Annotated in this window: 25 protein-coding genes; 14 read left to right on the top strand and 11 right to left on the bottom strand. The window is 62.4% G+C overall.

Annotated elements, in window-relative coordinates; genetic code table 11:
• Positions 1–22 precede the first annotated feature (22 nt).
• A complete protein-coding gene (locus H620_RS0103605) occupies positions 23–2,398 on the top strand; it encodes a phosphoketolase family protein (protein ID WP_023380980.1) in 2,376 nt (791 codons plus the stop codon).
• Positions 2,399–2,405: 7 nt separating this feature from the next.
• Here the strand turns inward: H620_RS0103605 and H620_RS0103600 are convergent, their stop codons facing one another.
• The 3 genes from H620_RS0103600 to H620_RS0103590 are packed head-to-tail and all read right to left on the bottom strand — an operon-like array spanning position 2,406 to position 5,375.
• The gene (locus H620_RS0103600; protein ID WP_023380979.1) at positions 2,406–2,831 is read right to left on the bottom strand and encodes a potassium channel family protein; all 426 of its coding nucleotides are present in this window, start codon (positions 2,829–2,831) and stop codon (positions 2,406–2,408) included.
• Between the two features lie 27 nt (positions 2,832–2,858).
• Positions 2,859–4,700, bottom strand: coding sequence for an ATP-dependent zinc metalloprotease FtsH (ftsH, locus tag H620_RS0103595; protein ID WP_027906738.1), 1,842 nt, complete (start codon positions 4,698–4,700; stop codon positions 2,859–2,861).
• A 27-nt stretch (positions 4,701–4,727) separates the two neighbouring features.
• Positions 4,728–5,375 carry a BON domain-containing protein gene (locus H620_RS0103590; protein ID WP_023380977.1) on the bottom strand — a complete coding sequence of 216 codons (648 nt, stop codon included), beginning with the start codon at positions 5,373–5,375 and terminating at the stop codon, positions 4,728–4,730.
• Positions 5,376–5,572: 197 nt separating this feature from the next.
• Here H620_RS0103590 and H620_RS0103585 point away from each other — a divergent pair, with 197 nt between their 5' ends.
• From H620_RS0103585 to H620_RS0103570, 4 genes are all read left to right on the top strand, one after another.
• On the top strand, positions 5,573–5,827 hold the full coding sequence (locus tag H620_RS0103585) for an Lpp/OprI family alanine-zipper lipoprotein (RefSeq protein WP_027906737.1): 255 nt from the start codon (positions 5,573–5,575) through the stop codon (positions 5,825–5,827).
• 5 nt (positions 5,828–5,832) lie between these two features.
• Complete coding sequence (locus H620_RS0103580) at positions 5,833–8,115, top strand: heavy metal translocating P-type ATPase (protein WP_027906736.1); 2,283 nt, start codon at positions 5,833–5,835, stop codon at positions 8,113–8,115.
• A gap of 110 nt (positions 8,116–8,225) precedes the next feature.
• Positions 8,226–9,845: a chaperonin GroEL gene (groL, locus tag H620_RS0103575; protein ID WP_023380974.1), complete on the top strand. Its 1,620-nt coding sequence runs from the start codon at positions 8,226–8,228 to the stop codon at positions 9,843–9,845.
• 28 nt (positions 9,846–9,873) lie between these two features.
• Complete coding sequence (locus tag H620_RS0103570; protein WP_023380973.1) at positions 9,874–10,764, top strand: universal stress protein; 891 nt, start codon at positions 9,874–9,876, stop codon at positions 10,762–10,764.
• 15 nt (positions 10,765–10,779) lie between these two features.
• On the opposite strand, the gene H620_RS0103565 is transcribed toward H620_RS0103570, so the two are convergent.
• Positions 10,780–11,739, bottom strand: a complete 960-nt coding sequence (locus H620_RS0103565) for a ribose-phosphate diphosphokinase (protein WP_027906735.1) — start codon at positions 11,737–11,739, stop codon at positions 10,780–10,782.
• Positions 11,740–11,894: 155 nt separating this feature from the next.
• Between H620_RS0103565 and H620_RS0103560 the strand changes: the two genes are divergently transcribed.
• Positions 11,895–12,386 carry a BCAM0308 family protein gene (locus H620_RS0103560; protein WP_027906734.1) on the top strand — a complete coding sequence of 164 codons (492 nt, stop codon included), beginning with the start codon at positions 11,895–11,897 and terminating at the stop codon, positions 12,384–12,386.
• A gap of 55 nt (positions 12,387–12,441) precedes the next feature.
• On the opposite strand, the gene H620_RS0103555 is transcribed toward H620_RS0103560, so the two are convergent.
• Complete coding sequence (locus H620_RS0103555) at positions 12,442–13,431, bottom strand: universal stress protein (RefSeq protein ID WP_027906733.1); 990 nt, start codon at positions 13,429–13,431, stop codon at positions 12,442–12,444.
• 68 nt (positions 13,432–13,499) lie between these two features.
• Between H620_RS0103555 and H620_RS0103550 the strand changes: the two genes are divergently transcribed.
• On the top strand, positions 13,500–14,390 hold the full coding sequence (locus H620_RS0103550) for a universal stress protein (RefSeq protein ID WP_023380968.1): 891 nt from the start codon (positions 13,500–13,502) through the stop codon (positions 14,388–14,390).
• A 1-nt stretch (position 14,391) separates the two neighbouring features.
• On the opposite strand, the gene H620_RS0103545 is transcribed toward H620_RS0103550, so the two are convergent.
• Positions 14,392–14,964, bottom strand: coding sequence for a phosphoribosyltransferase family protein (locus H620_RS0103545; protein ID WP_023380966.1), 573 nt, complete (start codon positions 14,962–14,964; stop codon positions 14,392–14,394).
• Between the two features lie 271 nt (positions 14,965–15,235).
• On the opposite strand from H620_RS0103545, the gene H620_RS0103540 reads away from it, so the two are divergent.
• The 3 genes from H620_RS0103540 to H620_RS0103530 are packed head-to-tail and all read left to right on the top strand — an operon-like array spanning position 15,236 to position 18,727.
• Entirely contained in the window at positions 15,236–16,429 is a 1,194-nt protein-coding gene (locus tag H620_RS0103540) for a cation:proton antiporter (RefSeq protein WP_027906732.1), read from the top strand.
• A gap of 55 nt (positions 16,430–16,484) precedes the next feature.
• Positions 16,485–17,816, top strand: coding sequence for a putrescine-ornithine antiporter (potE, locus tag H620_RS0103535; protein WP_023380964.1), 1,332 nt, complete (start codon positions 16,485–16,487; stop codon positions 17,814–17,816).
• The gene (locus H620_RS0103530) at positions 17,813–18,727 is read left to right on the top strand and encodes a transporter substrate-binding domain-containing protein (protein ID WP_023380963.1); all 915 of its coding nucleotides are present in this window, start codon (positions 17,813–17,815) and stop codon (positions 18,725–18,727) included. The genes potE and H620_RS0103530 overlap by 4 nt, the downstream gene beginning before the upstream one ends.
• Here H620_RS0103530 and H620_RS0103525 read toward each other — a convergent pair.
• Together H620_RS0103525 and H620_RS0103520 are read right to left on the bottom strand one after the other, a co-directional pair.
• Positions 18,724–19,755, bottom strand: a complete 1,032-nt coding sequence (locus H620_RS0103525; RefSeq protein WP_023380961.1) for a hypothetical protein — start codon at positions 19,753–19,755, stop codon at positions 18,724–18,726. The two genes, H620_RS0103530 and H620_RS0103525, sit on opposite strands and share 4 nt — an antisense overlap.
• Positions 19,756–19,893: 138 nt before the next feature.
• The gene (locus H620_RS0103520; protein ID WP_049818691.1) at positions 19,894–21,312 is read right to left on the bottom strand and encodes a DUF2252 domain-containing protein; all 1,419 of its coding nucleotides are present in this window, start codon (positions 21,310–21,312) and stop codon (positions 19,894–19,896) included.
• 240 nt (positions 21,313–21,552) lie between these two features.
• Between H620_RS0103520 and H620_RS0103515 the strand changes: the two genes are divergently transcribed.
• Both H620_RS0103515 and H620_RS0103510 read left to right on the top strand, forming a co-directional pair.
• Positions 21,553–21,990, top strand: coding sequence for a YeeE/YedE family protein (locus H620_RS0103515; RefSeq protein WP_023380958.1), 438 nt, complete (start codon positions 21,553–21,555; stop codon positions 21,988–21,990).
• A 1-nt stretch (position 21,991) separates the two neighbouring features.
• Entirely contained in the window at positions 21,992–22,414 is a 423-nt protein-coding gene (locus tag H620_RS0103510) for a DUF6691 family protein (RefSeq protein WP_023380956.1), read from the top strand.
• 45 nt (positions 22,415–22,459) lie between these two features.
• On the opposite strand, the gene arsJ is transcribed toward H620_RS0103510, so the two are convergent.
• From arsJ to H620_RS0103495, 3 genes are all read right to left on the bottom strand, one after another.
• Positions 22,460–23,692, bottom strand: coding sequence for an organoarsenical effux MFS transporter ArsJ (gene arsJ, locus H620_RS0103505; RefSeq protein WP_023380954.1), 1,233 nt, complete (start codon positions 23,690–23,692; stop codon positions 22,460–22,462).
• A 9-nt stretch (positions 23,693–23,701) separates the two neighbouring features.
• Positions 23,702–24,706: an ArsJ-associated glyceraldehyde-3-phosphate dehydrogenase gene (locus tag H620_RS0103500; protein WP_027906729.1), complete on the bottom strand. Its 1,005-nt coding sequence runs from the start codon at positions 24,704–24,706 to the stop codon at positions 23,702–23,704.
• Positions 24,707–24,836: 130 nt separating this feature from the next.
• Positions 24,837–25,193 carry a metalloregulator ArsR/SmtB family transcription factor gene (locus tag H620_RS0103495; RefSeq protein ID WP_027906728.1) on the bottom strand — a complete coding sequence of 119 codons (357 nt, stop codon included), beginning with the start codon at positions 25,191–25,193 and terminating at the stop codon, positions 24,837–24,839.
• A gap of 195 nt (positions 25,194–25,388) precedes the next feature.
• On the opposite strand from H620_RS0103495, the gene H620_RS0103485 reads away from it, so the two are divergent.
• Positions 25,389–25,928, top strand: a complete 540-nt coding sequence (locus H620_RS0103485; protein ID WP_027906727.1) for a chalcone isomerase family protein — start codon at positions 25,389–25,391, stop codon at positions 25,926–25,928.
• Positions 25,925–26,473, top strand: coding sequence for a DUF3833 domain-containing protein (locus tag H620_RS0103480; protein ID WP_374375051.1), 549 nt, complete (start codon positions 25,925–25,927; stop codon positions 26,471–26,473). The genes H620_RS0103485 and H620_RS0103480 overlap by 4 nt, the downstream gene beginning before the upstream one ends.
• Positions 26,474–26,486 lie beyond the last annotated feature (13 nt).

The following is a 26,486-nucleotide window of genomic DNA, read 5'->3' as shown; positions in this document are numbered from 1 at the left end:
CCATCGACAGAGGGGGCGATCAATGAACGATTTTCCAGGCACCGAGGAACTGGAATGGCTGGATGCCTACTGGCGGGCCGCGAACTACCTTACCGTTGGCCAGATCTACCTGCAGGGCAATCCCTTGCTGGCCACGCCGCTGAAGCTGACCGACATCAAGCCTCGGTTGCTGGGGCACTGGGGCACGTCGCCAGGGCTCAACCTGATCTACACCCATCTGAACCGGCTGATCCGCCATTACGACCTGAACATGTTGTTCGTCGCCGGCCCTGGCCATGGCGGCCCGGCCATGGTTGCCCAGGCGTACCTGGATGGCACCTACACCGAGCTGAACCCTGCGATAGAACGTAACGCGCAGGGAATGGCGCGGTTGTTTCGTCAGTTTTCCTGGCCGTACGGCATTGGCAGCCATGTCGGCCCGCATGTTCCGGGTTCTCTGCACGAAGGTGGCGAGCTGGGCTATGCCTTGGTCCATGCCTATGGCGCAGCCCTGGACAATCCGCAGCTGATCGTGGCCTGCGTCATCGGCGACGGCGAGGCGGAAACCGGAGCGCTGGCGGCGAGCTGGCATTGCAACAAATTCCTCAATCCCGCGCGCGACGGTGCGGTACTGCCGATCCTGCACCTCAATGGCTACAAGATCGCCAACCCGACGGTGCTGTCGCGGATCAGCGAGGACGAGTTGACCAGCCTCATGTATGGCTACGGTTATGATCCTTATTTCGTCGAGGGCGACGAACCGATGGAGGTGCATCGGGCGTTGGCCAGGACGCTGGATGTGATCTACGAGAAAATCTGCCAGATCCAGCGGCTTGCCCGGCACACCGAGGCGGGCCAAGCCATCGACCGGCCATTGTGGCCGGTGCTGGTCTTGCGCACCCCAAAAGGCTGGACGGGGCCGACGTTCGTCGATGGGCAGCGGGTAGAGGGAACCTGGCGCTCCCATCAACTGCCCCTGGGAGACCTTCGCAAGCCACTGCACTTGCAGCAGTTGCAGCAATGGCTGGAAAGCTACCGGCCGCATGAATTGTTCGATGCCCAGGGCGCGTTGTTGCCGGAACTGGCCGCGCTGGTCCCGACCGGGCGGCGGCGCATGAGCGCGAACCCACATGCTAATGGCGGGCTGCTGTTGCGAGCGCTGGACCTTCCGCGCTTCAGCGACTACAGCGTGAAGATGGACGGGCCTGGACGCGTACGCGCAGAGGCGACCCGGGTTCTGGGCAGCTACTTGCGCGACGTGATCAAGAACAGCCTGGTGTCCCGCGATTTTCGCCTGTTCGGCCCTGACGAGACGGCTTCCAACCGGCTGGATGCGGTATTCGAGGCGACCTGCAAGGTCTGGCTGGACCCCCACGGTGCCGAGGATGACCACCTCGGTCCAGATGGCAGGGTGATGGAGATTCTCAGCGAGCAGATATGCGAAGGTTGGCTGGAGGGTTACCTGCTGACCGGCCGCCACGGCTTGTTTTCGTGTTATGAAGCGTTCATCCACATCGTCGATTCGATGATCAACCAGCATGCAAAATGGCTCAAGACAGCCGCCGAAGTGCCGTGGCGCAAGCCGATCGCTTCGTTGAACATCCTGCTGACCTCGCATGTCTGGCGTCAGGACCACAACGGCTTTTCGCACCAGGACCCAGGTCTGCTGGACCTTCTGGCGAACAAAAAGGCCGATCTTGCGCGTATCTACCTGCCCCCGGACGCCAACTGCCTGCTGTCCGTGGCTGACCATTGCCTGCGCAGCCGTGGCTACATCAATGTGATCGTTGCCGGCAAGCAACTGGAGTGGCAGTGGCTGGATGGGCAGGCGGCGAACCTGCACTGCCAGGCTGGCATCGGGCGTTGGGCATGGGCCAGCCATGACGATGACCTGCCGGAGGTGGTCCTCGCCTGCGCAGGCGATGTGCCGACGCTGGAAGTGCTGGCGGCGGTAACCCTGCTTCGTGACGACGTCGCCGACCTGCGGGTCAGGGTGGTGAACGTGGTCGACCTGATGGCACTGCAATCACCGCTACAGCATCCGCACGGCTTGCCCGACAGTGACTTCAATGCGCTGTTCACCGAAGAGCAGCCGGTGATCTTCGCCTTCCATGGTTACCCGGCCCTGGTTCACCGCCTCATCTACAAGCGTGCCAACCCGCAGCGTTTCCATGTGCATGGCTTTCGTGAGGAAGGGGCGACCACCACGCCGTTCGACATGGCGGTCATCAACAACCTCGACCGCTACCAGCTGGTGCTGGATGTGTTCGAACGCGTGCCTCGCCTGCAAGCGCAGGTGGAGCGGGCGCGAACCCGCTACTGGTCGACCATGGAAAAGCACAAGCTGTACCTGATCGAGCATGGCGAAGACATGCCTGAGGTTGCGCAATGGCACTGGACACCGCACCCAGACGCCTGAACCGGCGCTATTTGGCTTTCCAGTATTTCTGCATTTCGAGGAACAGGAACGACGCGGTCCAGGTGATCAGCACCAGGCCTGTCAACGCTTGCAGGCCGGTGAGGTACTTGAGATGACCGGTAGGGGCGATGTCGCCAAAGCCTATCGTGGTGTAGGTGGTAAAGGAAAAGTACACGCAATCGAGCAAGCTGCCGTCGAAGTTGCCACTGAGCGTGCCCCAGCCCTCGGCGTGGGCCATCAGGTAATACACCAGGGCGAAACACCAGACCTCCAAGGCATGGGCCAGCAGCGCGCCAAACACGCCAGCGACGATCCGGAACCGGCTCCACAGCTTCAGCCGCGGTAGCCAGTCGTTCAGGCGAAGCAGGCATTCGTAGTGGATGATCACCACCAGGATCACCACCAGCATGTTGATCAATGTGACGGTGAGCATGGTCGGCACTCGGATTGGATCGGTCTGTCATTTGGCCGCATCGACCAGATTATAGGTGGCAGGCTCCTTGGCCAGGGGCAGCAGCGCGGGGAATTCTTCCGGGGTGATGGTTTCCTTGGCCAATAACAGGCGTGCCCCAGCGTCCAGGTCGGAACGTCGCTGTTCGAGCAACGTCCGGGCACGGGCGTAGGCTTCCTCCAGCAAGCCGCGAATACCCAGGTCGATTTCCCTTGCGGTCTGCTCCGAGTAGTCCTTGCGCTCCTGGCGCAACAACGATTCGCCCAGGTAGCTGGCCTGCTGCCGCTCCAGCACTGCCTGGCCCAGCTCCGTGCTCATGCCGAAGCGGGTGATCAGCTGGCGGGCGATGTCGGTGGCGCGTCCCAAGTCGTCAGCGGCTCCGGTGGACACCTGGCCGAATACCAGGCTTTCGGCGGCCCGCCCGGCCATCAGTACGACGATCCGGTCGCGCAGCATCTGCGCGCTGATCAGGTAGCGGTCATCGGTCGGCCGTTGCAGCGTGAACCCCAGCGAGCCAGCGGCTCTGGGGATGATCGACACTTTGTGCACCGGGTCCATCGCCGGCAGGCTGCTTGCCGCGAGTGCGTGGCCCATTTCATGGTACGCCACAACCTGGCGTTCATCGTCGCGCAGCACGTTGCCCTTGCGCTCCACGCCTGCCACCAAGCGTTCGACGGCAGCGGTGAAGTCCTGCAGCTCAACCCATTGGCTGGCGCGCCGGGTGGCGACGATGGCGGCTTCGTTCACCAGGTTGGCCAGGTCGGCGCCGGTCAGGCCAGGGGTGATCTCGGCAATGCGTTCCAAGTCCAGGTCGTTCTTGTAGACGATCTTGTGCAGGTGCACCTTAAGGATCGCCAGGCGGCCCTTGCGGTCGGGGCGGTCGATCAGGATCTGCCGGTCGAAGCGTCCGGCGCGCAGCAGCGCCGGGTCCAGTATCTCAGGGCGATTGGTCGCTGCCAGCAGCACGACACCTTCGCGTGGATCGAAGCCATCGAGCTCGGCCAGCAGTTGATTGAGGGTCTGTTCCTTCTCGTCGTTGCCGCCCAGGCTGCCGATACCACGCATCTTGCCCAGGGCGTCCAGTTCGTCGATGAAGATGATGCAGGGCGCTGCGCGCCGGGCCTGGTCGAACAGGTCGCGCACCCGCGCCGCGCCCACGCCGACGAACATCTCGACGAACTCCGACCCGGAGATCGAGAAAAACGGTACCGCCGCCTCTCCGGCGATGGCCTTGGCGACCAGGGTCTTGCCGGTGCCAGGGGGGCCGACCAGCAACGTGCCCTTGGGCACATGCGCCCCCAGGCGGGCATAGAACGCCTGGTTCTTGAGAAAGGACACCACTTCGGTGAGCTCGCCCTTGACGTCGTCTATGCCCGCCACATCGGCGAAGGTGACCTTGGTATCGCGCTCGACATAGACGCGCGCACGTGATTTGCCCACGCTCATCAACCCGCCCAACCCCTGTTTGTCGGTCACGCCACGAAACAGGAAGAACCACAGCGCCAGCATCATCATCAGCGGCATCAGCCAACCCACCAGGCTCGCCAGGTTGCTGTCCTCGGCTACCCCAGTGAAGGTAACGCCCGTACGGCTCAATTGCTCGCTCAACTGCGGGTCGACCCGCACCGTGGAGAACACCGAACGCCCGGCGATCGGTTCCTGCAATGTGCCCAGGATGCGGTCATGTTCGATCCGCAGCTCACTGACCTTTTGCTGTTCGAGCAATTGCAGGAACTGGCTATAGGAGATGGTCTGAACGGCCGCTCGGTTGAACAGGCCGAACTGGATGGCGGCGAGCACGGCCAGGCCGATTGCCAGCAGGTACAGCGTCCAGGGCTGATCTTTGTTCATGACCGTCTCTCCTGGTGGGCCGCCGGGCTAGGCGATCAACAGGTAGTCTTCAACCTTGCTTACGCCAGGCACTGCCCAGGCAGCGCGCTCGACCACTTCCCGTTCACGAAGCAAGTGCACCTTGCCTTCCAGCCGGACCACACCGCCGTTGACGGTAATGCGGATGCCCTCGGCCTGGATCTCTGCGCTGCGCTTGAGGGCCTGTTCGATGCGATGGCGGATATCGCTGGCATTGGCCCGCGCCTTCAAGGTGATGCGATTGTGCACGCCGACCACGCCCGACAGACGCCAAACCGCTTGCTCGATCACTTCCTTCTGGTATTGCCAGTCCAGTTCGCCTTCCAAGGTCACCGTGCCTTTGTGAACGGTGACCTTGATGCCCTCGACATTGGCATCCGAGCTCCAGGCGATGATCTTCAGGGCGCGGCTGGCAATGGTATCGTCGGCAGTACCTTCGAGCTTGTTCAGTCGGACTTCGATTTCCTCGGCCAGCCCACGCACGCCTTTCATGGCTTTGACGGTGCGCTCGGCACTGATCTTCTGGGCATAACTGCTGACGTGGCCGGACAGTGTGACCACGCCATCCTGCACCGTCACACCGATGCTGGCGGCATTGATGTCAGGTTGAAACGCCAACTCTTCAAGCACCAGGTCGCGCAAATCAAGGTCGTTCATGATGGTCTCCGCTATCCATTGGAAAGGTGGGCCGAGATGCCCTCAGCCCATGTTTCTACCCTCCAGCGGTACCACGCGATTGACAAAGGTCAAAACCGGCGCGCTACCGTACGCCTGGCGAGATTGATAAATGTCAGGCTGCGGTGAGTGCCGGTGCCGATACTAGGGGTGTCTTGAGCATGCGCGAGGGCACCACCATGCAACGCTATCTGCTTGCCGGCTTGTCCAGCCTGCTTCTGGTATTGGTTTCGGGATGCACGCCATGGCACGCTGAGCAATACGACGCACGGCTGGAGTCGGCCGAGAACAACGCGGCGACCGCGCGCTTGCGGGCCGACCAGGTGTGCTACCGCATCGATATGGTCGAGCAGACCGCCAACGAGGCGTTGCGCAGAGCGACACAGGCCCAGGAACAGGTCCAGCAGTTGCTCCAGCAGGCCAAACGCAAGTAACGGCCATGTCACGTCGATGGCTGGACCCAAGCCTGTTGCTGGTCTGCGTCCTGTCCCTGCTGTTGGGCGGGCTGGTCTATGCCGCGCAACAGCCGGTTTGGGCGGCGTTGATCTGGGCCGGCGGCAGCGCGCTCATGGCAGTGGTGCTGGCGGTGGAAATGGTCCAGCGCCTGGCCAGGCGTGAGGCGGGCATCGACCTGATCGCACTGATGTCGATTGGCGCGGCCCTGGCCCTGGAGCAAATGCTGGTGGGCGCCGTGGTTGCGCTGATGCTGGCCACGGGGCGTGCCTTGGAGACGCTCAGCCTGCGTCACGCCGAGCGCGAATTGCGCGCACTGATCGACCGGGCGCCACAGCGGGCCTGGATTCAGGAGCAGGAGGGCTTGCGTGAGGTGCCGGTCGACGCAGTCCGCGCTGGCCACCGCGTCCTGGTGCGCCTGGGCGAAATCGTGCCAGTGGACGGGTACTTGCAGTCTGAGCAGGCGACTCTGGACGAAGCTGCGCTGACCGGCGAATCGTTGCCCGTCACCCGCCATGCCGGTGAGCCGGTGGCCAGCGGCGTGACCAACACAGGCGCGCCGCTGCTCTTGCTGGCCACCCGTACCGCAGCGCAAAGCACTTACGCGGGCATCGTGCGACTGGCCGAAGCGGCACGTCAGTCACGGGCACCGTTCGTGCGCCTGGCCGACCGCTACGCACTGGCGCTGATCCCGTTGACATTGCTGATGGCTGCGCTGGCGTGGTGGGCCAGTGGCGATGTGCAGCGGGTGCTCGCCGTGCTGGTGGTCGCCACGCCTTGCCCGCTGATACTGGCTGTGCCGATTGCCATCATTTCAGGCATTTCGAGGGCTGCACGGCGCAACATACTGGTGCGTGACGGCGAGGTGCTCGAAGCCCTCGCCGGCGTGCGCCAGGTGTTCCTCGACAAGACCGGGACCTTGACCAGTGGCCATGCCCAGTTGCAGTCGATCGAGGTGAGGGGGCAGGGCGCGCCCTTGCAGATGCTGCAGCTGGCCGCTTCGTTGGCCCAGTCATCGACCCATCCGATTGCCCAGGCCATTGTTCATGCTGCCCGATTGCGCAACGTGACGCTGACCGCCGCCCAGCAGGTGGAGGAAAGCCCCGGCCAGGGGCTCGCCGGGGTTGTGCACGGCAAGGCTGTACGCTTGGGTGCCCTGGCCTATGTGCAGCAGGAGAAGGACGATGGGCACTGGGCACAGGAGCGTTTGCAGCAACTGGACTACCTGGCCAACAGCGGCAGTTTCGTGGCGGTTGACGGTGAGTTGAAAGCGGTACTGCGGCTGGCCGATGACCTGCGCCGGGAAACCCCCCAGACACTGCGACGCCTGCGGGCGCGAGGGATCGACAAGGTGGTCATGCTCACCGGTGACCGCCCGGAAACCGCGGAAATGGTCGCGCTGGCGGCGGGTATCGACGAGCTTCGCTCAGGGCTCTCGCCAGAAGACAAAATTCGCCTGGTGCAGGAGGGCTGCCGTACGGCCCCCTCGCTGATGGTCGGCGACGGCATCAACGACGCACCGGCATTGGCGGCGGCCGATGTCGGGGTTGCCATGGGGGCTTCTGGCGTGACGGCCTCCGCCCAGGCGGCCGGTGTGGTGTTGCTGGTCGATCGGCTCGATCGCTTGGTCGAGGCCCTGGATATCGCCCGGCATGCCGTGTACATCGCCCGGCAGGGAGTATGGGTGGGGATGAGCCTGTCGTTGCTGGCGATGGTGGTTGCAGCCGCCGGCTACCTGCCGGCATTGCTGGGGGCGGTGTTGCAGGAAGGTATCGACCTGTTGATCATCGTCAACGCCTTGCGTGCGCTAGGCCCCTTGACGGCCAGGCAACGCAGCGGGCTTGCCGTCGAGGACCTGGATCGGTTGCAGGACGAGCATCGGCAACTCGACGGGTTGCTGACGGAACTGAGCCAGATGGCCTGCGACTTCGCCAAGCGTCCCATCGAGCAGGCGCGGGCTGACCTCGGCAGGCTGGTCACCGGGCTGCATGACCTTCTGGAGCGCCACGAGCGCGATGACGAGCGTCGTCTGTACCCGCTGCTGAGCCGCTTCATGCCCGGCGAAGACCCGTTGTCGGCGATGAGCCATACCCACCGGGAAATTTTCCGCCTCATCCATCTTCTGTCCTGCATGAACCACGATTTCAGTCAGGCGGCAGCGAGCCCGAGCGCAGATGACATCCAGCACCAGCTGATACGCCTGGACACCTTGGCAAAGTTGCACTTCGACCAGGAAGAGGCCCTTTACCGGTACCTGGATCAACGCTGAGCGCAGCGTTCAGCGCCTTGTAGGGTTGATAAAAATCAAGCACCCAATGTGGTGGAGCGGGATGCTGGCAGCAGCTGTTTCATGCCCTGGCCTACACGGGAGGCAATACCATGCCCCACAGCAAAATGCTGTTCCGCTCTGCAGCGCGGGAGAAAATTCTCAGTGGCGCCACCCAGCTCGCCGATGCCGTGCGCGTAACGCTAGGGCCCAAATCGAAATCGGTGCTGATGCAGAGCAGTTGGGGTAAACCGACCGTCTGCAACGATGGAGTCACCATCGCCAAACGGGTCGATCTGCAGGACCCGGAGGAAAATCTTGGCGCCCAGATGCTGCGCCAGGCGGCCGAACGCACCGGTGAAGCGGTGGGGGATGGCACCAGTACCGCGACAGTGCTCGCCCACGCGATCCTGGCCGACGGCGTGCGCAACGTGGTGGCCGGGGCCAGCGCCATCGACCTCAAGCGAGGCCTGGACAGAGGGCTGGCGTTGGTCATGACATCGCTGCTGGCGCAGTCACGCCAGGTCAGCACTGCCAAGGAAAAAGCCCAGGTGGCGACGTTATCGGCGCACAACGACCCGTTGATTGGCCAGTTGGTCGCGGATGCCCTGGAGAAGGTCGGCGTGGAAGGCGTGGTCAGCGTGGAGGAATCCAAGACCACCGAAACCGTGGTCGAAATCATGGATGGCATGCGCTTCGACCGGGGCTATGTGTCGCCTTACTTCGTCACCGACACCGAGAAGATGCAGGTCGAGCTGACCGATGCTTGTGTCTTGCTGTGCGATCACAAGATCGGCGCACTCAACGATCTGCTGCCCCTGCTGGAACAAGTGGCGAAAAGCGGTCAGCCGCTGGTGGTGATCGCCGAAGACATCGACGGCGAGGCCTTGACCACGCTGGTGGTCAACCAGATCCGCGGCGTGCTGCGAGCGGTGGCCGTGAAGGCTCCTGGGTATGGCGACCGGCGCAAGGAAATGCTCCAGGACATCGCGGTGCTCACGGGGGCGACCCTGGTGTCGGCGGAGCTTGGCATCAATCTCGATCAGTTGCAGTTGTCCCAGCTCGGCCAGGTGCACCGTGCGGTGGTGTTGAAAGACAGTACGGCGTTGATCGGTGGCAAGGGCACCCAGCAAGCGGTGGCTACCCGCGTTGCGCAGATCCGCGCCCAGATCGAGGCCAGCACCAGCGATTACGACCGGGAAAAACTGCATGAACGCCTGGCCAGGCTTGCGGGCGGTGTGGCAGTGATCCGCGTCGGGGCACCGTCCGAAGCGGAGATGAAAGCGCGCAAGGACGCGTTGGATGATGCCCTGGCCGCCACCCGCGCGGCCATCGCCGAAGGCATGGTGCCTGGCGGTGGCCTGGCTTTGCTCAAGGCGGTGCCTGCGTTGCTCGCTGAAGAGGCGGGCAGCGAAGGTGATATACGCACCGGTTTGCAGATACTGCGCCGTGCGCTGGAGGCCCCAGCGCGGATGATTGCCGAAAATTCCGCGGTGGACGCGGGCGTGGTGGTGGCACGCATGCTCGCCGAAACGGGCAGCATCGGGTTCGACGCGGCGGCCAACACCTACGTCGACCTGTACGAGGCCGGCATCATCGACCCCACCAAAGTGGTACGCATCGCCCTCGAGAACGCAGTCTCAGTCGCCAGCATCCTGCTGCTGACCGAGGCAACCATGACCGATATCCCGGAAAAGACAGCACCTTTGATGCAACCCCCATTGCCTGAGTGATCAGGCGAACCGATCGTCGGAGGCTACCATGAGCCACTATCAACGCCTGTTGCTGATCCTGCGCCCTGCATTGCGCCAGTCCTGTGCCTTGGAACAGGCGGCCGCCCTGGCCAGGTCAAGTTCGGCCAGCCTGCACATCGTGGGTTTGCTGGAATCGCTGGACAAGCTCAGGTTCCTGGAGACAGGTGACCATCAGAGCGAGCGGCAGGCTTACCTGCAATCCCAGCAGGCGCAGCTCGAAGCGCAGGCCCAGGTGCTGCGGGCATCGGGTGTGCAAGTGACGACGGAAGTCGCCTGGAGCAGCGATCTGCAGGCGGATATTCTCGAACATGCCCTGGAGATGCAGCCGGATGTACTGCTCAAGCAGGTCGAGCGCGAACCGGTGCTCAAGCGGGCCTTCTTTACCCCATTGGACTGGCAGTTGCTGCGGCATTGCCCGATCCCGGTCTACCTATTGGGCGCAGCCAGACCGGCCTTGCCTCGCCAGATCGTCGCGGCGGTAGACGTGGCCGATCCATCGCCCGAGGGCCAGGCGCGCAATGACAGCATCGTCCAGCAGGCCAATGCGCTCGCGTTGCAGACCGGCGCGCAACTGGACCTGCTGTTCGCGTGCGACCTGACCATGGCCTACATGGGCGACATGGGATATGGCGCCTGGGCCATTGGCGACGTCGGCGAGTCCCTGCGCCAGGCACTGGAGGAGGATTTCAAGGCGGTGGCTGACCGCTATGGCGCTCCGGCCGAGCGCAGGCACTTCATACTGGGCCGCCCGGTCGCGGTGCTGAGCGAATACGTCGAAACCCATCCGGTGGACGTGATCGTCATGGGCAGGCCGCTCGCCCGGGGACTGGACCGACTGTTCGGCAGCACCACGGAGCATGTGTTGTACCAGATTCCCTGCAATATCCTGGCGGTGTAAGGCCCGGCGCCGGAGTCATGCGTCCAAGCCCCGGCGGCAGGCAAGCAACTCGGCAACCAGGGCGCTGGTATCGACGATATCCAGCTGTTCCAGACATCGCACGGGTAGGCGAAAGGGCGAGATGCTGTCGGTCACCAGTACTCGTTCGAACGCACAGCTGTCGAACAGCTCGCCACCTGTGGTGAACAGGCCATGGGTGGCTGCGGCCAGTATGCGGGTGGCGCCGGCCTGCCGGCAGGCGTGGGCAGCGCGGAGCAGCGTCTGCCCCGTGCTGATCAGGTCGTCGAACACGATGACGGTGCTGCCTGCCACATTGCCAACCAGATGTTCGCCGCTCAGGCCCGTCGGCTGGCGATGCTTTTCCATCATGGCCACCGAAACCGGGCGCGCCAGCAGGTCCGCCAGGACCTGGCGAAACTGCTCGGCGCGTTTGATACCACCGATATCCGGCGAGACGACCGTGACAGCCTCTTCTCCGAGCAGCGGGGCCAGGTGTTGGGCGAATAGCTGGGTGCATTGCAGGTTCCAGCTCGGGATTCGGTAGGCGTTGTCGAAGGCGCTGGGGTTGTGTACGTCCAGCGCGACCACGCGGTCGATGCCGCAGCTTTCCATCAGCCGGGCTACATGGCGGGTAATGGTCGCGTCCTGAAACTCCACCTTGCGGTCCTTGCGGCCATAACACAGGTAAGGCGTGACGGCTGTCACCTGGCGGGCACCGGCGTCCTTGAGCGCACCACAGAAGAACAGCAAGCGGCACAGCTTGTCGTGCGCGCTGTGGTGCGCGTCACCAAAGAGCGAATGGAAGACGATGACCGATCGACCGTCGACCGACTCGGCAGGCCAGCATTTGTGTTCTCCATCCTCGTAGTCGCGCTCTTCATGCGCAGACAGCTTCCAGCCCAATCGTTGCGCCACGGCATGACCATAGGCCTGGCTGCGTTGCAAGGCGAACAGTAACGGTGGTGTGTCATTCATGCCCTGCGCTCCAGAGGTCGTTCACAGCAACATAAGCGGCATGCCACTGCGCGGTTTGACGATTATCAAGTCGAGCATAGCCAGCGGGCGGACACTGGGCATGTCAGAGCATGCAATGGCCTGCGCCCCCTACACCCTGCACGGAGAGTACGCCAATGGACAAATACCAGAAAAGCCACAAGGACAAACTGTTCAAGCCGCATCCGTTCGACCCCTATGCCACGGCGCATCGTCCTGCTGGCAGTGCGCGTTGTCCGCAATGTGGCGCTGCCTACCATGGAGGCGAGTGGCACGCCCATGGGGCGAAGGGGCCTGGGCCGGTTGAGTCGATCGTCTGCCCGGCATGCCGGCGCATCGAAGACCGTGCCGCTGCCGGACAAGTGCGGGTGTCGGGCCGTTTTCTGGCAGCGCATGAAGAGGAGATTCGCAAACTCATGCACAACGTGGAGCAACAGGAAAGGCAGACGCATGTTCTTGAGCGCTTGATCGCGATCGACTACCAGCAGGGCCAACTGGTGGCAACCACCACTGGCACGCACCTGGCCAACCGCATTGGTCATGAACTGAAGGCCGCCTACGATGGCGCGTGCAGCTACCGCTATAGCGACAGCGATGTGTACTTGAGTGTCGATTGGCATCGAGACTGAGGTCGCCTGGCCTGGTTTCACTCCAGGGAGGAGGTGAAACCAGGCGAGCGATCGTTCAACCGTGGATCGCCAGAATGCTGGAGTGAACCTTGTACAGGGTTTGCTCGGTGGTACTTCCGACCACCTTGCTCACCCCCTCATGGTACAGCGTGCCCATCACCACCACATCGAAGCCATGCTGGTTGGCGTATTCGCTGACCACGTTACGGGCAGCGCCTCTCACCAGGTGCAGATGATCTGGCTTGATGCCGTAGCGGCCGCCGAACGCTGCCATGCGCTCGCGCGCACGACCCGACATTTCCTCGACCAATTTGTCAGTCCAGGCGACGGGGGCGGCGGCATAGGCAACGAAGCTTGCACTGGGTTCATAGGCCTGCAGCAGATGCAGTTGCGCCTTGCATCGCTGTGCCAGGGCCTGTGCCGATTGCAGGATGTGGTCGTTGAGCTTGTCGATCACAGGGTCGTGCTCGACCAGATCGACGGCGACAAGTATGCGCGCTGGCAAGTTGGTCTGCGCCTGGGCCACCAAGTGCAGCGGGATCGGGCAACGGCGCAGCAGTTGCCAGTCCAAAGGCGTGAGCAGTGCACGGCTCAAGGCGGTTTCGTGCTTGATGTCCTTGATCACCATCTCTACCCGGTGCAACTGGGCCAGCCGGATCAAGTCCTTGAGCGGGTCTTCATCGTCCAGTGTCTCGGCGTAGGCGCTGATGCCCAGTTCGCCCAGCGCCTTCACCTGGTCGGCCAGCCAAGCCTTGCGGTGCTCGGCGTCCTGCTTGCGGGCATTGGCGCGCAGCACTTGGTCCAGGGTGGCCAGACGTGAGGGGAGTTGACTGAGCACCACCAGGTGCAAGGTGGCGCCAGTCGTGCTGGCCAGCGCCTGGGCACGCGTCAGGGCAGGCGAGGGGTGCAGGTCTGGATGGCAGATCAGTAGCAGTCGCGAGTAAGCATTCATGATGGCCTCCACGGCGATGGCAGCCTCGATGAAGGCCCACCGGTTCAGGTCAAGGGTGACGCAGTGGGGCTTGATGGCCTTGATATTTATCAAGATTGGCTGACCGCCAGCTTCGATAATGACAGCGGTGCGGCACCCCCATTCGCGCCAGGAGGTGGCTGATGAGCCTGTACCGTCGGATGCTTCTGGTCATGACCCAGGTCCAGGTCGATGCAGCGCTGCGTCGGGCCCTGGCATTGGCTCAAGCGTCAGGTGCCTCGCTGCATGTACTGGGCATCCATACGCCTGCCGAATGTGGCGTGCCCGATCAAGGGCGGCAAGCTGCCCAACCGTCAGCCGCATTCGCGCATTTCGCTTCCGGGCTCAAGGCATTGCTCGATGAGCAGGCGCCCACAGGGTTGCACATCACCTTCGAAGCGCTGGAAACCGCCACGGCGGGTGACCTCCTACCGGCATGCATCGCGCGTTGTGCGCCTGACTTGGTGATCAAGGGGCTTTCCGCCAGTCCGGTACGTGGCCTGATCGACAAGTACTCGGTTGACCGTGCGTTGCTGCATACGTGTCAGGTGCCTTTGCAGCTGGTGCCTGCCGAGGCCCCGGCCATGCCCGCGCGCATATTGGTCGCCGTGGATGTGGCCAAGGCGGACCTTGCGCAGCAAGCGCTGAACCATGCGCTGGTGGAGGCAGGTCGACAACTGGGTAGCGCATGCAACGGCCAGGTCCATTTGCTGTCGGCGTACGACCTGCCCATGGCCATGCTGGCCAATCCCGACCTTGCAGCGCCCTGGGCGGAGCAAGTGCGCGAGTCGCTCCAGGCACCGTTCGATGAGCTGGCCGATATCCATGGCATTGTCCATGCGCAGCGCTACTTCATCGAAGGTGCGCCGCTGCGCGTGATCCAGTCTCTGGTCGCCACGCTGAAGATCGACGTGGTGGTGGTCGGCGTGGTGCAGCCCAGGCGCTGGGCCAAGCTGATCGGCGACACCACCGAACGGCTCCTCAACCATGCGCCGTGCAGCCTTCTGACGGTCCGGTCCGCGTCCGCGGATTGATTCAGGCGGTGTCGCCAGCTCGGCCGTGGCGAACCACTTCCACGCTGAAATCCGCCTCGAAAGGTGGCACATGACATTCGACGATGTCCTGCTCGGCGACCTGCAGGTGTATACCCACGATCTGCGCATGCACGGGTTGGTGACAGACGTGACGGTCAACGAGCACCGCGCTGAATACCCGTCGCGCGCCAAGCTCAGCCAGGTAGGCGCAGGTACGCAGCAGGGAGTGCCCTTCGTACAGCACGTCATCGACCACCAGCAAGGTGGTATCGGCCAGATCCAGTTTGGCCAACTCAGGGTTCTCGGTAAGCTGCGTATAGGCATGCAGGATGCTGAGGTCGTCGGCGTAGCGCTTGACCTTGATCGGGTAGAGTGGCAATGGCGCCGCCCCGGTCAGTCGGTGCAAGTGCAGTTGCAGGCGGCGCGCCAAAGGCTCCCCTCGGCGTTGAATCCCCACCAGCACCGTGGGTTGGGCAGTCATGAACGCCAGGGCCTGCTGCGCCATGCTACGCAGCACGCTGTCGAGGTCTTGTTCGTCATACAGGCGAGCGCGTGAGGGGGCGGGGCGGTTCATGATTGTTTTCCGTGGTCGGCCAAGGGTCATTGGCAACCTATACCGCTGCCACCTGCTCGACTTGATAAAAGCCAAGCACAGGTCATTTCCACGATGATCCCCGCGGTCGCTGGCGAGGGCCTTGGGGCAGGTACCACCTGATGCACAGGAGTCTTGCAGGTTTATTACCTCAACTGTTGACCTAGGATAACTTGCGCCGCCTTTTGGATCGTCGCGCCACGAACGCAGTGGTAGCGTATTCATACAGTCGTGGCGATCACGGTGGGTTGTCATGTATCAGAATCTGGCTGTCCTGGCTGCCTTGCTGGTGCTGTACGCCAACCTGGCCGGCGCGCTCGAATCCAAACCTATCAATGGCCCCCTGTTGTTCTTGCTGGCGGGGCTGGTGGCAGGCCCCGCTGGGCTTGGGGTGCTGAACCTTTCCCTGGATCGTCATGATCTTCGGCTGCTGGCCGAGCTTACCCTGGCGATCGTACTGTTCAGCGATGCTGCCCAAGCTGATCTGGCTCAATTGCGCCTTCACCGTAGCCTGCCGCTGCGTCTGCTGACGATTGGCTTGCCGCTGACCCTGGTCGCCGGTTGGCTTGCTGCGTGGCTGATGTTTCCACGCATGCCCTGGCTGGAAATGGCCCTGTTGTCGACGATCCTGGCGCCCACCGATGCCGCCCTTGGCAAGGCAGTGGTGAGTAACCCCCTGGTGCCGGCCAATGTGCGTGAAAGCCTGAACGTCGAAAGCGGACTGAATGACGGCATCTGCGTGCCGGTTCTGCTCTTGCTGCTGGCATTGCTGATGGAAAGTCGCTCGACGATGCCCTTTGCCCTGGCGGGATACTTCTTGCTGGAGGAGTTGGGCATTGGCGTACTGACGGGGGCAGTGCTGGCGCTGGTGGTGGGAGGGCTGCTGCGTCTTTCCCAACGCCGCTGCCTGCAAATGGACTCTTGGCAACAACTGGTGATGCCCGCCCTGGCGTTGCTGAGCTTCGCCAGCGCCCAGGCAATGGGCGGTAGCGGCTTTATCGCAGCGTTCTGTGCAGGTGTGTTGACCGGTTACCTGTTCAATCGGGAAACGCAGCCGCTGCTTAAGACCGGCGAATCCTGCGGTGAAGCGCTTTCGCTGCTGACCTGGGTGGTGTTCGGTGCCTACGTAGCGCCCAAGGCCTCGCAAATCCTGTCGCCCTCGGTATGGTTCTATGCACTGCTGAGCCTGTCGCTGGTGCGCATGGTGCCTGTCTGGGTGAGCCTGGCCGGCAGCGAGCTGGCTGCCGAGAGCCGTCTGTTCATTGGCTGGTTCGGACCGCGTGGTCTAGCGTCTATCGTCTTCGCCGTGCTGGTACTCGATGCGCCGCTGCAAGAGGGCAGCACGATCATCGCCACGACCATCGCTTGCGTCGTGCTCAGCGTGATATTGCATGGCATAAGCGCTGCACCCGGTGCCCGGCGGTTGGGGCGCAGGGCTCGAAAGTGAAGGCGTGGCACATGAGCGATCGGTTCTTCGACAAGCTTTCGCGGAGGTGGCAGCCATGCGTGATAAAGCAAAGAAAATGGGCCTGGTCGGACTGACGACGCTGGTCACTGTGAATATGATGGGTTCGGGCATCATCATGCTGCCGGCAAGCATGGCGCAGATCGGCGCCGTCTCGCTGCTGTCCTGGGTGATTACGGCCATCGGCTCGATGGCTATCGCCTACTGTTTCGCCCAATGCGGCATCTACTGCACGCAATCGGGCGGCATGTCTGCCTACAGTGAACAAGCCCATGGCAAGTCTGCTTTCTTTCTGTGCTCCTACCTTTACTTCCTGTCGCTGATGATTGGCAATGTAGCCATCGCCATTTCTGCCGTTGGCTACCTCACGCCTTTCATTCCCTGGCTTGGAACTGGTGGTGGGCCGCTATTGGTTGGAGCGGTGACGTTGATCTGGTTTACCACCTTGTCCAACCTGGGGGGAGCCGAAGTTACCGGTCGTATTGGCGCTGTCAGCGTGTGGGGCGTCATCGTCCCGGTTGCCGGTTTAAGCCTGATCGGGTGGCACTGGTTCAGCCCCGCGACCTTCCAGGATGCCTGGAACCCGGGTCAAATGCCGGTCGCCCAGGCCATTACCAACAGTATTCCGCTGACCTTGTGGGCGTTCCTGGGCATGGAATCGGCTGCGCAGAACTCCGACGCGGTGGAAAACCCCAAGCGCAATGTGCCTCTGGCGTGCTTGCTCGGCACCCTTGGCGCAGCGGTGATCTACATTCTTTCGACCAGTGTCATCCAGGGCATCGTGCCGAACCCGGAACTTGCAAACGCCAGCGCGCCCTTCGCCCTGGTCTATGCGCAGATGTTCAATGACGCTGTCGGCAATGTCATCATGGCCTTGGCGGTAATCGCCTGTGTGGGTTCGTTGCTCGGCTGGCAATTCACCTTGGCTGAAACCGCCAGAGTGACTGCCGGGCAGGGGCTTTTCCCAACGCTGTTCACGCGCACCACGGCACGTGGTGTGCCATTGATAGGCATGCTGACCTGCGCCGTGCTGCAGAGCCTCATTGCCCTGTCGACGCTCTCGCCCAATGCCAGCGCCCAGTTCAGCAAACTGGTCAACCTGGCTGCCGTGACCAACATCATTCCCTACATCACCTCGCTGACCGGGCTGTTGGTGATCATGTACAAGGCCCAGGTTCAGGCAGCCATTTTTCGCCGTAACAGCGCGGTCATGGTGGTCGCGGTGTGCTATTGCTTCTACGCACTGTACGCCTCGGGCCTGGAAGCCGTATTCGGTGCCGCTCTGATCATGGCGCTGGGCTACCTGCTGTTCGGTTTCATTGCCAAGCGTTTCGTCAAGGCGTTGGACATGATCGGAGGTGCGCCATGAAGCGTTCATTGAAAGCGACCGGTTGGTGTCTTGCCAGTTTGCTGTTGTGCGCGGTAGCAGACAGCACTGTCGCCGCTGCGGACGTATTGAGCAGGTTAAGGCAAGGGCAGGTGCTCAATCTCGGATTCGTGGAGGGGTTCGCTCCCTTCTCATCTGGCAGCGAACAGGCACCGGAGGGGTACTCCATCGACCTTTGCCAGGCAGTCGTCGCACGCCTTCGGGAGTCGCCCGGGCTCGCGGGCTTGCAGGTACGCTGGCGCTCCCTGGCAGAGCCGGAGGCTGTTCGCACCGTGGGTGACGGGCAGGTCGACCTGCTCTGTACACCGATGGTGGAAACCCTATCCAGAAGGGGCACCTTGGACTTTTCCATCGCGGTCTTTACTTCCGGCCTTGCGGCTCTGGTCAGGCGTGATGCACCGAATACCTTGCTCGGCCCCCTCAGCGGTGGCGCGCAGGACACCAGCCCGCGCTGGCGCGCGACGATCAACGCGGGGTTGAGCAAGCACAGCTTTGCCGTCCTGCGTGGCACCTTGAGCAGTCGCTGGGCCCATGAGCGGATCCGCCAGCTTGGTTTGCAATCCACGCTCCAGGAAGTGTCGACGTACGCGGAAGGGGTGCAGCGGGTGGTCGACCGCAAGGTCGACGCGCTCCTGGGAGACAGGGTGGTCCTGCTGGCCTATCAGGCCCGGCAAGCTGAGCGCGACCAGCTGTGGGTTCCGGATCACTTGTTCGTCATGAGCCGGGTGGCGTTGTCGATGCCAAGAGGAGACGACGATTTTCGTTTGTTGGTGGATACCGCCTTGAGCCAGGCACTTTCGGGCCCACAAGGCGAGGCCCTGTTCGTTCGCCATCTAGGTCCCCTGTCCGCGCAGGATCGTTTGCTGCAAAGCCTGTATCCGCTGCCTGACTAGTTGGCGGGGATCGTGATGACCGGTGTTTCCGGGGCTACGCCAGTTTCGGCGAGGGACAAGAGCACGAGAATGAAGAGGAACTCGGACTTGGACTTCAGGTCGCGATCGTCTATCCAGAACCAGTGATCGCGGTAGTGCACGGCGGCATAGGCATTGTCTGGCTTTCGCTCGCTTGAATGGATACGCACCAGTGGCGTGTCCCATTCGTTGGAAACCTTGGGAAGGGCGGGTTCGGGGTTTGCCCGACCCTCTTGCACATGGATGGGCGGGGCTTCGATGGTGGCGGCGATCTCCGAGAAGATCTCCGACATCGAACGTGTCAGCAAGGCCACCTCGGTATCGTCCCTCTGCACCGAGCCGAAGGTGAGTTTCAGTATCTCCGCGTCGGGTCGAAGGTGCAGCGACTGGCGCACCAGTCGGCGATCGGTTTCGACGATTTCCGACCGGGTGTCGGCGATCAGCAGCAGTTCACTGTCAGTCCCGGCACGTTGGCTGATTCGCATGCCCAGCTTTTCCGAACGCTGAATCCGCCGAAGCGCATCCAGCACCGCATAGAACTCTGGGTCTGCTGCACGCAGCCGAGACGGGGAGGTTGACCTGTTGTACAAGCCGTTTGCGGCACGCGTGGTCAGGTGCAGCACACGATCGACCGGATAGCCCGCCTGGACGAGCGAGAATATAGCCGCTGGCGAAAGGGGCGTGAGCAGGTAACGGGAGAAGCGTTCGCCGGACAACGGTGTGTAGCTGATGGTAGGGCGATCTGTGTAGAGGCCTGAAGCGCCCAAGGTCTGGTTGTTACCCTCAGCGGGCGAACCGCTGAACCAACTGGCGCTGAGGTTCACCTGACTTTGGATGGCCGTGGAACTGATCACCGATGACACCTCCAAATAGACGGGGGCATCGGCGTAACGCAACTTGACGATGTTCAACAGGGTCTGTTCTTTCCAGGTCGTGGCTATGACGGTCGCGTAATCGCTTCTGTCGCGCTCGATGGTGGAGGGACCGAGGGTTGAACAGGCGGTCAGCATCAGTATGGTCGCGACGAGAACGGCCCCGTGGAAACCAGACGATCTTGAACGCGCTGGGGGAAAACGAGGGTCATGCATCTTCTTGAATCCAGATGAATGCAGTTAGGTCACCCCCCATGGCATAGGCCATGGCAGTGCTCAATCGTCTTCCTCGCGAAGTGCCTTGATCCTGCCCTTTTTCTCGGCATTGACCAGCGCCGCGTAGTCCATGGCATTTTGCTTGGCATAAGCCAGTGCGAACTTGCCAAGGGCTTGATCGAAGGCGTCCGACTTGCCGAGATACCCACTGATCAGCGCTGCGTCCCCTGACTTGGCATGCGCCCGCGCCAACGTCATGCCACACACCTGCGCATACATGTTCATCTGCTCGAAGGTCGCACCTTCCACTGGCAATGACATCTTCATATCGCGTAGCTGTCGGACGAAAAACTGCCGGCCCTTGGTGCTTTCGGTCCAGCCCAGAAAAATGTCGCTGGCGGATTGCGAAAGGCGCTGGCCGGTAACCACTCGCTGACCTTGATTGGCAAACTCGCTTTTGCCGGCATAGGGCGCCAGCACGGACGGGCAGGCTTCCTTGAATTGCAGCAGCAGCGGATGGTTTTCGGCCGAAAAGAACAAGCCGACGAAGCAGAACGTGCCCACGCTGCCAATGCCCACGGCTTTCACTGCGAAGTCCTCCAGGCGATAGCGGTCGTAGAGCACTCTGCGCTCGGGTAGCAATGAACGGCGGTAATCCTCAAGTGCAAGCTTCACGCGCTTGGCGAAACCGGCTTCTTGGATATGGAACAGGATCGGAGGCTGGTCGACCAGGCGTCGCCTACCGCCCACTTCATCGCTGATCTGGGGATACAGGTAGTCCCCGATCCGCGTTCTGGCCCTGGCCATCAATGCTTCGCGCGCCTTGCGGTATTTCTCGTTGGGGGCCATGTCGATGATGGCCTGAGCGTCCAGGCGGTCGTACCAGACGTCAAGCGGGCTCATATCCGACAATTCACGCATGCGCTTGCGGTAGGCCTCCACGCAGGCCATGGCCAATTGTCCGGCCTCTTTGTCGTTCAGCCGATTGTCTTGGGCGGCGACGGCAAAGCTGACTGCCAACCGTTTGATGTCCCATTCCCACGGCGCGGGAAGTGTCTCGTCGAAGTCGTTGATATCGAAGATCAGGTTACGTTCGGGGGTGGCGAACAAGCCAAAGTTGAGCAGGTGGCAATCGCCGCAGGCTTGGACGTGTACGCCGGTACAAGGCAGCGTGGCGAGGTCGCGTGCCATCAGGCCGGCCGAGCCACGCAAGAAGGTGAATGGGCTGCGCAGCATTCGCCCATAACGGACAGGCACCAGTGCCGGATGGCGGTCACGGTTGGACAGTTCGAGCAAACCGACGGGATCACGCTGCCTGGGCTTGGATTTCCACGTTGCATGAGCCGCCCGCGGAACGACGTCTCGCAGACGTTTACCGGCCTCCAGTCTCTCCTTGCGCGAATGGAAATTCTTTTCTTCACGGATGTCGTCTTTCACCTTGGACAACCGCTTGGTCGAATGCTTCTTGAAGTCAGCCATGTCGGCACCTTTGTTGAGCAAAGGTCATGCGCAAAGGGTGGGCCCGAACGACAATGGAACTCATCGGTGCTGAACTGGCAATGCAGCAACGAGGATTACCGGCCAGCCTCTGAAAAGCGTAGCAGTAATTCACCTATCCCCAAGCCACGGCGGGCTGCCGCAGACTCGGATTTCAACCCTGCTGGCCCAGGGCTAGAATAAGGGCATGCCCACCCCTTTCTCTTGAGTTGGAGCGTTGCGATGCTTGTTGACATGAATGCCTTCACGCCATGGTCGGCGCTCGGAGGAGGCGTGCTGATTGGTCTGGCCGCAGGGCTGTTCGCTGCAGCCAACGGGCGGATAGCCGGTATCAGTGGGTTGCTGGCTTCGATGTTGCAGCGGTCAGGGGAGGGGCGTGGCGACAAAGCTGCGTTCCTGCTGGGCATCATCGCTGCACCGCTGCTGTGGCAGGTGTTCGTGTCGCTTCCCGCCGTGGAGTTCACCCGTGCACCCTGGGTTCTCATGGTCGCAGGGCTGCTGGTCGGCCTGGGCACTCGCTACGGCGGCGGCTGCACCAGCGGTCACGGGGTGTGTGGCCTGTCGCGGCTGTCACCCCGTTCGGCAGTGGCGACGCTGTGCTTCATGGCGGCCGGGTTCGCCACCGTGTTCGTCGCTCGGCATCTTCTGGCGGGCGTGTGACATGACGCGGATCACTGGTTTCATCGCAGGGTTGCTGTTCGGGTTGGGCTTGTTGCTGTCCGGCATGGCGAATCCCGCCAAGGTGCTTGGATTTCTCGACCTGGCCGGGCAGTGGGATCCTTCGCTTGCATTGGTCATGGTCGGTGCCATTGGCGCAGCGTTGGTGCCGATGGCCTGGGCGCGCCGACAGTCGGTGGCGCTGTTGGGGGGCACGATGCAGTTGCCCACCCGGCGTGACATCGACCGTCGCCTGGTAGGCGGAAGCCTGCTGTTCGGCATTGGTTGGGGGCTGGCTGGCGTATGCCCGGGCCCTGCGCTGGTGCTGTTGCCGGGTGGTTATTGGCAGGCCTGGCTGTTCGTGGCAGCCATGTTGCTGGGCATGCTGGTGTTCAATGGCATCGAAGCGATTCGCGCCCGTCGGTAGAACCCGAACAGCGCAGGCCCCACAGCCTGCGCTGTTCGGCGCCGCTCAGTCGTGCTGTCGTACCCGGTTGCCGTGCCTTGGCAATCCGACCGAGATGAGTGCCGCAGCCAGGACGAAAACGCTGGAAACCCACAAGCAGGCCTCCAGGCCATAGGCCTGGAATACCCAACCCGAAAGCAGCGTGCCCATCAGCCGTCCCAGGGCGTTGGACATGTAGTAGAAGCCCACGTCCAGGGAAACGCCATCCTCCTTGGCATAGCTCACGATCAAATAGCTGTGCAGCGATGAGTTCACCGCGAACAGCACGCCGAACAACATCAGCCCGCCCAGTAGCACGATCTGGGCCGAGCCACCGGCTGTGAGGCCCAGTGCCATGAGCAGGGGCAGCCCGGCCAGGGCGATGGCCCAGGTGAAGGCGGCTCGGCCGTCGGGCACATGGCCTTGCTTCTTGCCGGTGAGGTAAGGGGCGAACGACTGGACGATGCCGTAGCCGATGACCCAGGCGGCCAGAAAACCGCCGACCATCCAGAAGTCCCAGCCGAAAGTGGCGCTCAGATAGACCGGCAACGCCACCACGAACCACACGTCGCGGGCCCCGAACAGGAACAGCCGTGCAGCCGAGAGGATGTTGATCGCCCGGCTCTTGGACAGCATGTCGCGGAACTTCGGTTTGGCCTTGGCCTTGCCAAGGTCTTTTTTCAGCAGGAGCAAACTGCCGATCCAAACCGCTGCCAACACGGCCGCCATGGACAGCACCGCGTGGGTGAAACCAAGCAGCGCGAGCAGCGCTCCGCCGAGGAAGAAGCCCACGCCTTTGAGCGCGTTCTTCGAGCCGGTGAGGATGGCCACCCACTGGTAGAGGGTGCCTTGCTGGCTGTCCGGCACCAACAGCTTGATCGAACTTTTGGCGCTCATCTTGTTGAGGTCCTTGGCGATGCCAGACAGCGCCTGGGCAGCCATCACCCAGGGCACCGTCAGCCCGGCCGCCGGGACCGTCAGCATCATCAAGGCCACGACTTGCATGCCCAGGCCGATGTTCATGGTGCGATTGAGCCCCAGGCGTGCGCCAAGATAGCCCCCCGTCAGGTTGGTGATCACGCCGAACACTTCATAGAACAGGAACAACGCCGCGATCTGCAGCGGCGTATAGCCCAGTGCATGGAAGTGCAGGACCACCAGCATGCGTAACGCGCCGTCGGTGAGCGTGAAGGCCCAGTAATTGCCGGTCACCAGCAGGTATTGACGCACGTCCCCGGACAGGGCTGACAACGCCTTCATGATCGTTGTCTACTCCGCCATGCCGACGAGTCGGGCCAGTTCTGCTGCACGGTTGGCATAGCCCCATTCGTTGTCGTACCAGGCGTAGATCTTCACCTGGGTACCGTTGACCACCAGCGTGGACAGCGCGTCGATGATCGAGGAGCGTGGATCGGTGCGGTAGTCGATGGACACCAATGGCCGTTCTTCATAGCCCAGGATGCCCTTCAACGCACCTTCGGCAGCCGCTTTGAGCAGGGCATTGACCTCTTCGGCGGTGGTCGCGCGTTGAACCTCGAACACACAGTCGGTCAGCGAGGCATTGGCCAGCGGGACACGCACGGCGTGACCATTGAGCTTGCCGCGCAGCTCAGGGAAGATTTCCGCGATCGCAGTGGCCGAGCCGGTGGTGGTGGGGATCAGGCTCATGCCTGAGGCCCGGGCGCGACGCAAGTCCTTGTGTGGCGTATCGAGGATGCTTTGGGTATTGGTCAGGTCGTGGATGGTGGTGATCGAACCGTGGCGGATGCCCAGGTGCTGATGAATTACCTGGACCACCGGAGCCAGGCAATTGGTGGTGCAGGAAGCAGCGGTGACGATGCGGTGCAGGGCCGGGTCGAACACGTGCTGGTTGACACCCATCACCACGTTAAGCGCGCCCTTTTCCTTGACTGGCGCACACACCACCACGCGTTTGACGCCCTGATCCAGATAGGCCTGGAGCACGGCCACCGACTTCATCTTGCCGCTGGCCTCGATCACCAGGTCGCAGTCGGACCAGTCGGTTTCTGCAAGGGTTTTGTTCGCGCTGACCTTGATGCGCTTGCCATCGATTACCACCGAGTCGCCGTCTGCGCTGGCTTCGCGGTGCCAGCGGCCGTGGACCGAGTCGAAGTTGACCAGATGGGCGTGTGTCTTGGCGTCGCCGGCTGGGTCGTTGATCCGGACGAATTCGAACTCTGGCCATTCCCAGGATGCGCGCAGCGCCAGGCGGCCGATACGTCCGAATCCGTTGATGCCTACTTTGATTGCCATGTCGTTGTACTCAGGTTGTGCTCAGAGAGCGCTCATAGGGGTAGGGGGGCAATGGCCGCTCGATGACCGATGCAGCGGACGTCGGTCTTGTTCAGGGTGAAGGCGAAGGAGGTTCTTCCATCCGATGGCATCAGCAGCAGGTGGCGACGCGCCGTGGGCGATCCCCCATGGCGTCCAGCCGATCGGCAGTGCGACTCAGCCATTCGCGATTGGCCTCGAGGGTGATTGCCAGTACCTCTCGCACCCAGGCGGGCAGCGCTGGATGCAGGCGGTAATAGACCCATTGGCCTTGCCGGCGGTCCTCCAGCAGGTCACAGGTGCGCAGTTGCGCCAGATGGCGGGAAACCTTGGGTTGGCTTTGTTCCAGTGCGCAGGTCAGCTCACAGACGCAGAGCTCTTGCTCGCGGGCGATCAGCAGCATCATCCGGATGCGATTCTCATCGGCGAGGCATTTGAAAACCTGGAGGGGTGACAGCGGGTCAGTCATGGCGTGTCTCGGTGGCTGGGTTTCACTGCCAGCCCGCAGGGGTGCACTGAGCGTATATGATTTTCCGAATATACGATTTTCCGGATGTATTGCAAGTCGGACGTGAGGGCAGGTTTCGTCAGAAGCTGTACATCCCCTTCATAAAGTTGTACAAATGTATCTTCTTGTACAGGATTGAGTGAGCTGGAGGTCAGCATGACGCACGCTGCGCGTTGGACCTGCCTGTGGTTCCTGTTGATCTGCCTGCAAGCGGCAGCAGCCGACTGGCGGACAGCGCTGCCCACGGCACAGCGACTGGGCAGCGGTGAGTTCACCTGGTTCGGGTTGCGTGTCTACAGCGCCAGGCTTTGGACCAACGGACCTGTACAGGATTGGCGACAGCCCTTTGCGCTGGAGCTGCTCTACCACCGACCGATTTCCCGCGAAACTCTGGTCCAGGCCAGCATGGATGAGATTCGCCGACTGAACACGGGGGCCGTGACGCCGGAGCAAATCGCTGCATGGGCCGAGCTGATTCAAACGGCATTCGTGGATGTGCGCCCTGGAATGCGCATCACCGGTTTGTACTTGCCGGGTGAGGGATGCCGCTTCTATGTCGACGGCACGCTCCACCGGGAAATCGCCGACCCGGCCTTTGCGCGGGCGTTCTTTGCGATATGGCTCGACCCTCGGGCCAGAGACCCTCGACTGCGCCTGCGCTTGCTGGGGCAGGTTAGCGACGACGAAGGAGCATGAGCATGTACAGGGCACTGGTGTTGGCGGCCTGCGTTTTATTGGGTAGCTGTGGCAATGTTGGCGTCGAGCGCTACGCCTCGGAGCAGCCGAAATTAGACCTGGCGAGTTTCTTCTCGCAGCCGGTGCAGGCCTGGGGCATGTTCCAGAAGCGCTCCGGGGAAGTGGTCAAGCGTTTTCACGTGTGCATCGCCAGCCGGCGGGACGGTGAGCGGCTGATCCTCGACGAGCGTTTTCTTTACAGCGATGGCACGCGTCAACGGCGCGTCTGGACCCTCGTGCCAGACGGCCCTGGCCGCTGGCGCGGAACCGCGGCGGACGTGATTGGCGAGGCCCGCGGCGAGGTGGCGGGCAATGCGCTGCGCTGGCGCTACCAGCTGGATCTGCCCGTGGACGGGCGGCACTGGGAGGTCGACCTGGACGACTGGATGTACCTGATGGACGACGACACCCTGATCAATCGCTCGCGCATGAGCAAACTGGGCGTGGAACTCGGGCAGATCACCTTGTTCTTCCGCCGTCTGCCGGAAGGCGCTCCCTGCAACTGAATAAGGGCCTCTG

The organism is Pseudomonas taiwanensis DSM 21245 (assembly GCF_000425785.1).
GTDB lineage: Bacteria > Pseudomonadota > Gammaproteobacteria > Pseudomonadales > Pseudomonadaceae > Aquipseudomonas > Aquipseudomonas taiwanensis.
Note: the sequence above shows the minus strand (reverse complement) of the source record. Positions and strands in the feature narration are given on the sequence as shown.

What these genes read in the sequence shown, in the direction of transcription:
- H620_RS0103550 (WP_023380968.1), top strand. Translation starts at nt 13,500, where the DNA reads ATGAGCCTGTACCGTCGGATGCTTCTGGTCATGACCCAGGTCCAGGTC.
- H620_RS0103605 (WP_023380980.1), top strand. Translation starts at nt 23, where the DNA reads ATGAACGATTTTCCAGGCACCGAGGAACTGGAATGGCTGGATGCCTAC.
- H620_RS0103530 (WP_023380963.1), top strand. Translation starts at nt 17,813, where the DNA reads ATGAAGCGTTCATTGAAAGCGACCGGTTGGTGTCTTGCCAGTTTGCTG.
- H620_RS0103525 (WP_023380961.1), bottom strand. Translation starts at nt 19,755, where the DNA reads ATGCTGACCGCCTGTTCAACCCTCGGTCCCTCCACCATCGAGCGCGAC.
- H620_RS0103585 (WP_027906737.1), top strand. Translation starts at nt 5,573, where the DNA reads ATGCAACGCTATCTGCTTGCCGGCTTGTCCAGCCTGCTTCTGGTATTG.
- H620_RS0103580 (WP_027906736.1), top strand. Translation starts at nt 5,833, where the DNA reads ATGTCACGTCGATGGCTGGACCCAAGCCTGTTGCTGGTCTGCGTCCTG.
- H620_RS0103545 (WP_023380966.1), bottom strand. Translation starts at nt 14,964, where the DNA reads ATGAACCGCCCCGCCCCCTCACGCGCTCGCCTGTATGACGAACAAGAC.
- H620_RS0103570 (WP_023380973.1), top strand. Translation starts at nt 9,874, where the DNA reads ATGAGCCACTATCAACGCCTGTTGCTGATCCTGCGCCCTGCATTGCGC.
- groL (WP_023380974.1), top strand. Translation starts at nt 8,226, where the DNA reads ATGCCCCACAGCAAAATGCTGTTCCGCTCTGCAGCGCGGGAGAAAATT.
- H620_RS0103510 (WP_023380956.1), top strand. Translation starts at nt 21,992, where the DNA reads ATGACGCGGATCACTGGTTTCATCGCAGGGTTGCTGTTCGGGTTGGGC.
- H620_RS0103600 (WP_023380979.1), bottom strand. Translation starts at nt 2,831, where the DNA reads ATGCTCACCGTCACATTGATCAACATGCTGGTGGTGATCCTGGTGGTG.
- H620_RS0103565 (WP_027906735.1), bottom strand. Translation starts at nt 11,739, where the DNA reads ATGAATGACACACCACCGTTACTGTTCGCCTTGCAACGCAGCCAGGCC.
- H620_RS0103515 (WP_023380958.1), top strand. Translation starts at nt 21,553, where the DNA reads ATGCTTGTTGACATGAATGCCTTCACGCCATGGTCGGCGCTCGGAGGA.
- H620_RS0103500 (WP_027906729.1), bottom strand. Translation starts at nt 24,706, where the DNA reads ATGGCAATCAAAGTAGGCATCAACGGATTCGGACGTATCGGCCGCCTG.
- arsJ (WP_023380954.1), bottom strand. Translation starts at nt 23,692, where the DNA reads ATGAAGGCGTTGTCAGCCCTGTCCGGGGACGTGCGTCAATACCTGCTG.
- H620_RS0103560 (WP_027906734.1), top strand. Translation starts at nt 11,895, where the DNA reads ATGGACAAATACCAGAAAAGCCACAAGGACAAACTGTTCAAGCCGCAT.
- ftsH (WP_027906738.1), bottom strand. Translation starts at nt 4,700, where the DNA reads ATGAACAAAGATCAGCCCTGGACGCTGTACCTGCTGGCAATCGGCCTG.
- H620_RS0103480 (WP_374375051.1), top strand. Translation starts at nt 25,925, where the DNA reads ATGAGCATGTACAGGGCACTGGTGTTGGCGGCCTGCGTTTTATTGGGT.
- H620_RS0103485 (WP_027906727.1), top strand. Translation starts at nt 25,389, where the DNA reads ATGACGCACGCTGCGCGTTGGACCTGCCTGTGGTTCCTGTTGATCTGC.
- H620_RS0103495 (WP_027906728.1), bottom strand. Translation starts at nt 25,193, where the DNA reads ATGACTGACCCGCTGTCACCCCTCCAGGTTTTCAAATGCCTCGCCGAT.
- H620_RS0103520 (WP_049818691.1), bottom strand. Translation starts at nt 21,312, where the DNA reads ATGGCTGACTTCAAGAAGCATTCGACCAAGCGGTTGTCCAAGGTGAAA.
- H620_RS0103590 (WP_023380977.1), bottom strand. Translation starts at nt 5,375, where the DNA reads ATGAACGACCTTGATTTGCGCGACCTGGTGCTTGAAGAGTTGGCGTTT.
- H620_RS0103540 (WP_027906732.1), top strand. Translation starts at nt 15,236, where the DNA reads ATGTATCAGAATCTGGCTGTCCTGGCTGCCTTGCTGGTGCTGTACGCC.
- potE (WP_023380964.1), top strand. Translation starts at nt 16,485, where the DNA reads ATGCGTGATAAAGCAAAGAAAATGGGCCTGGTCGGACTGACGACGCTG.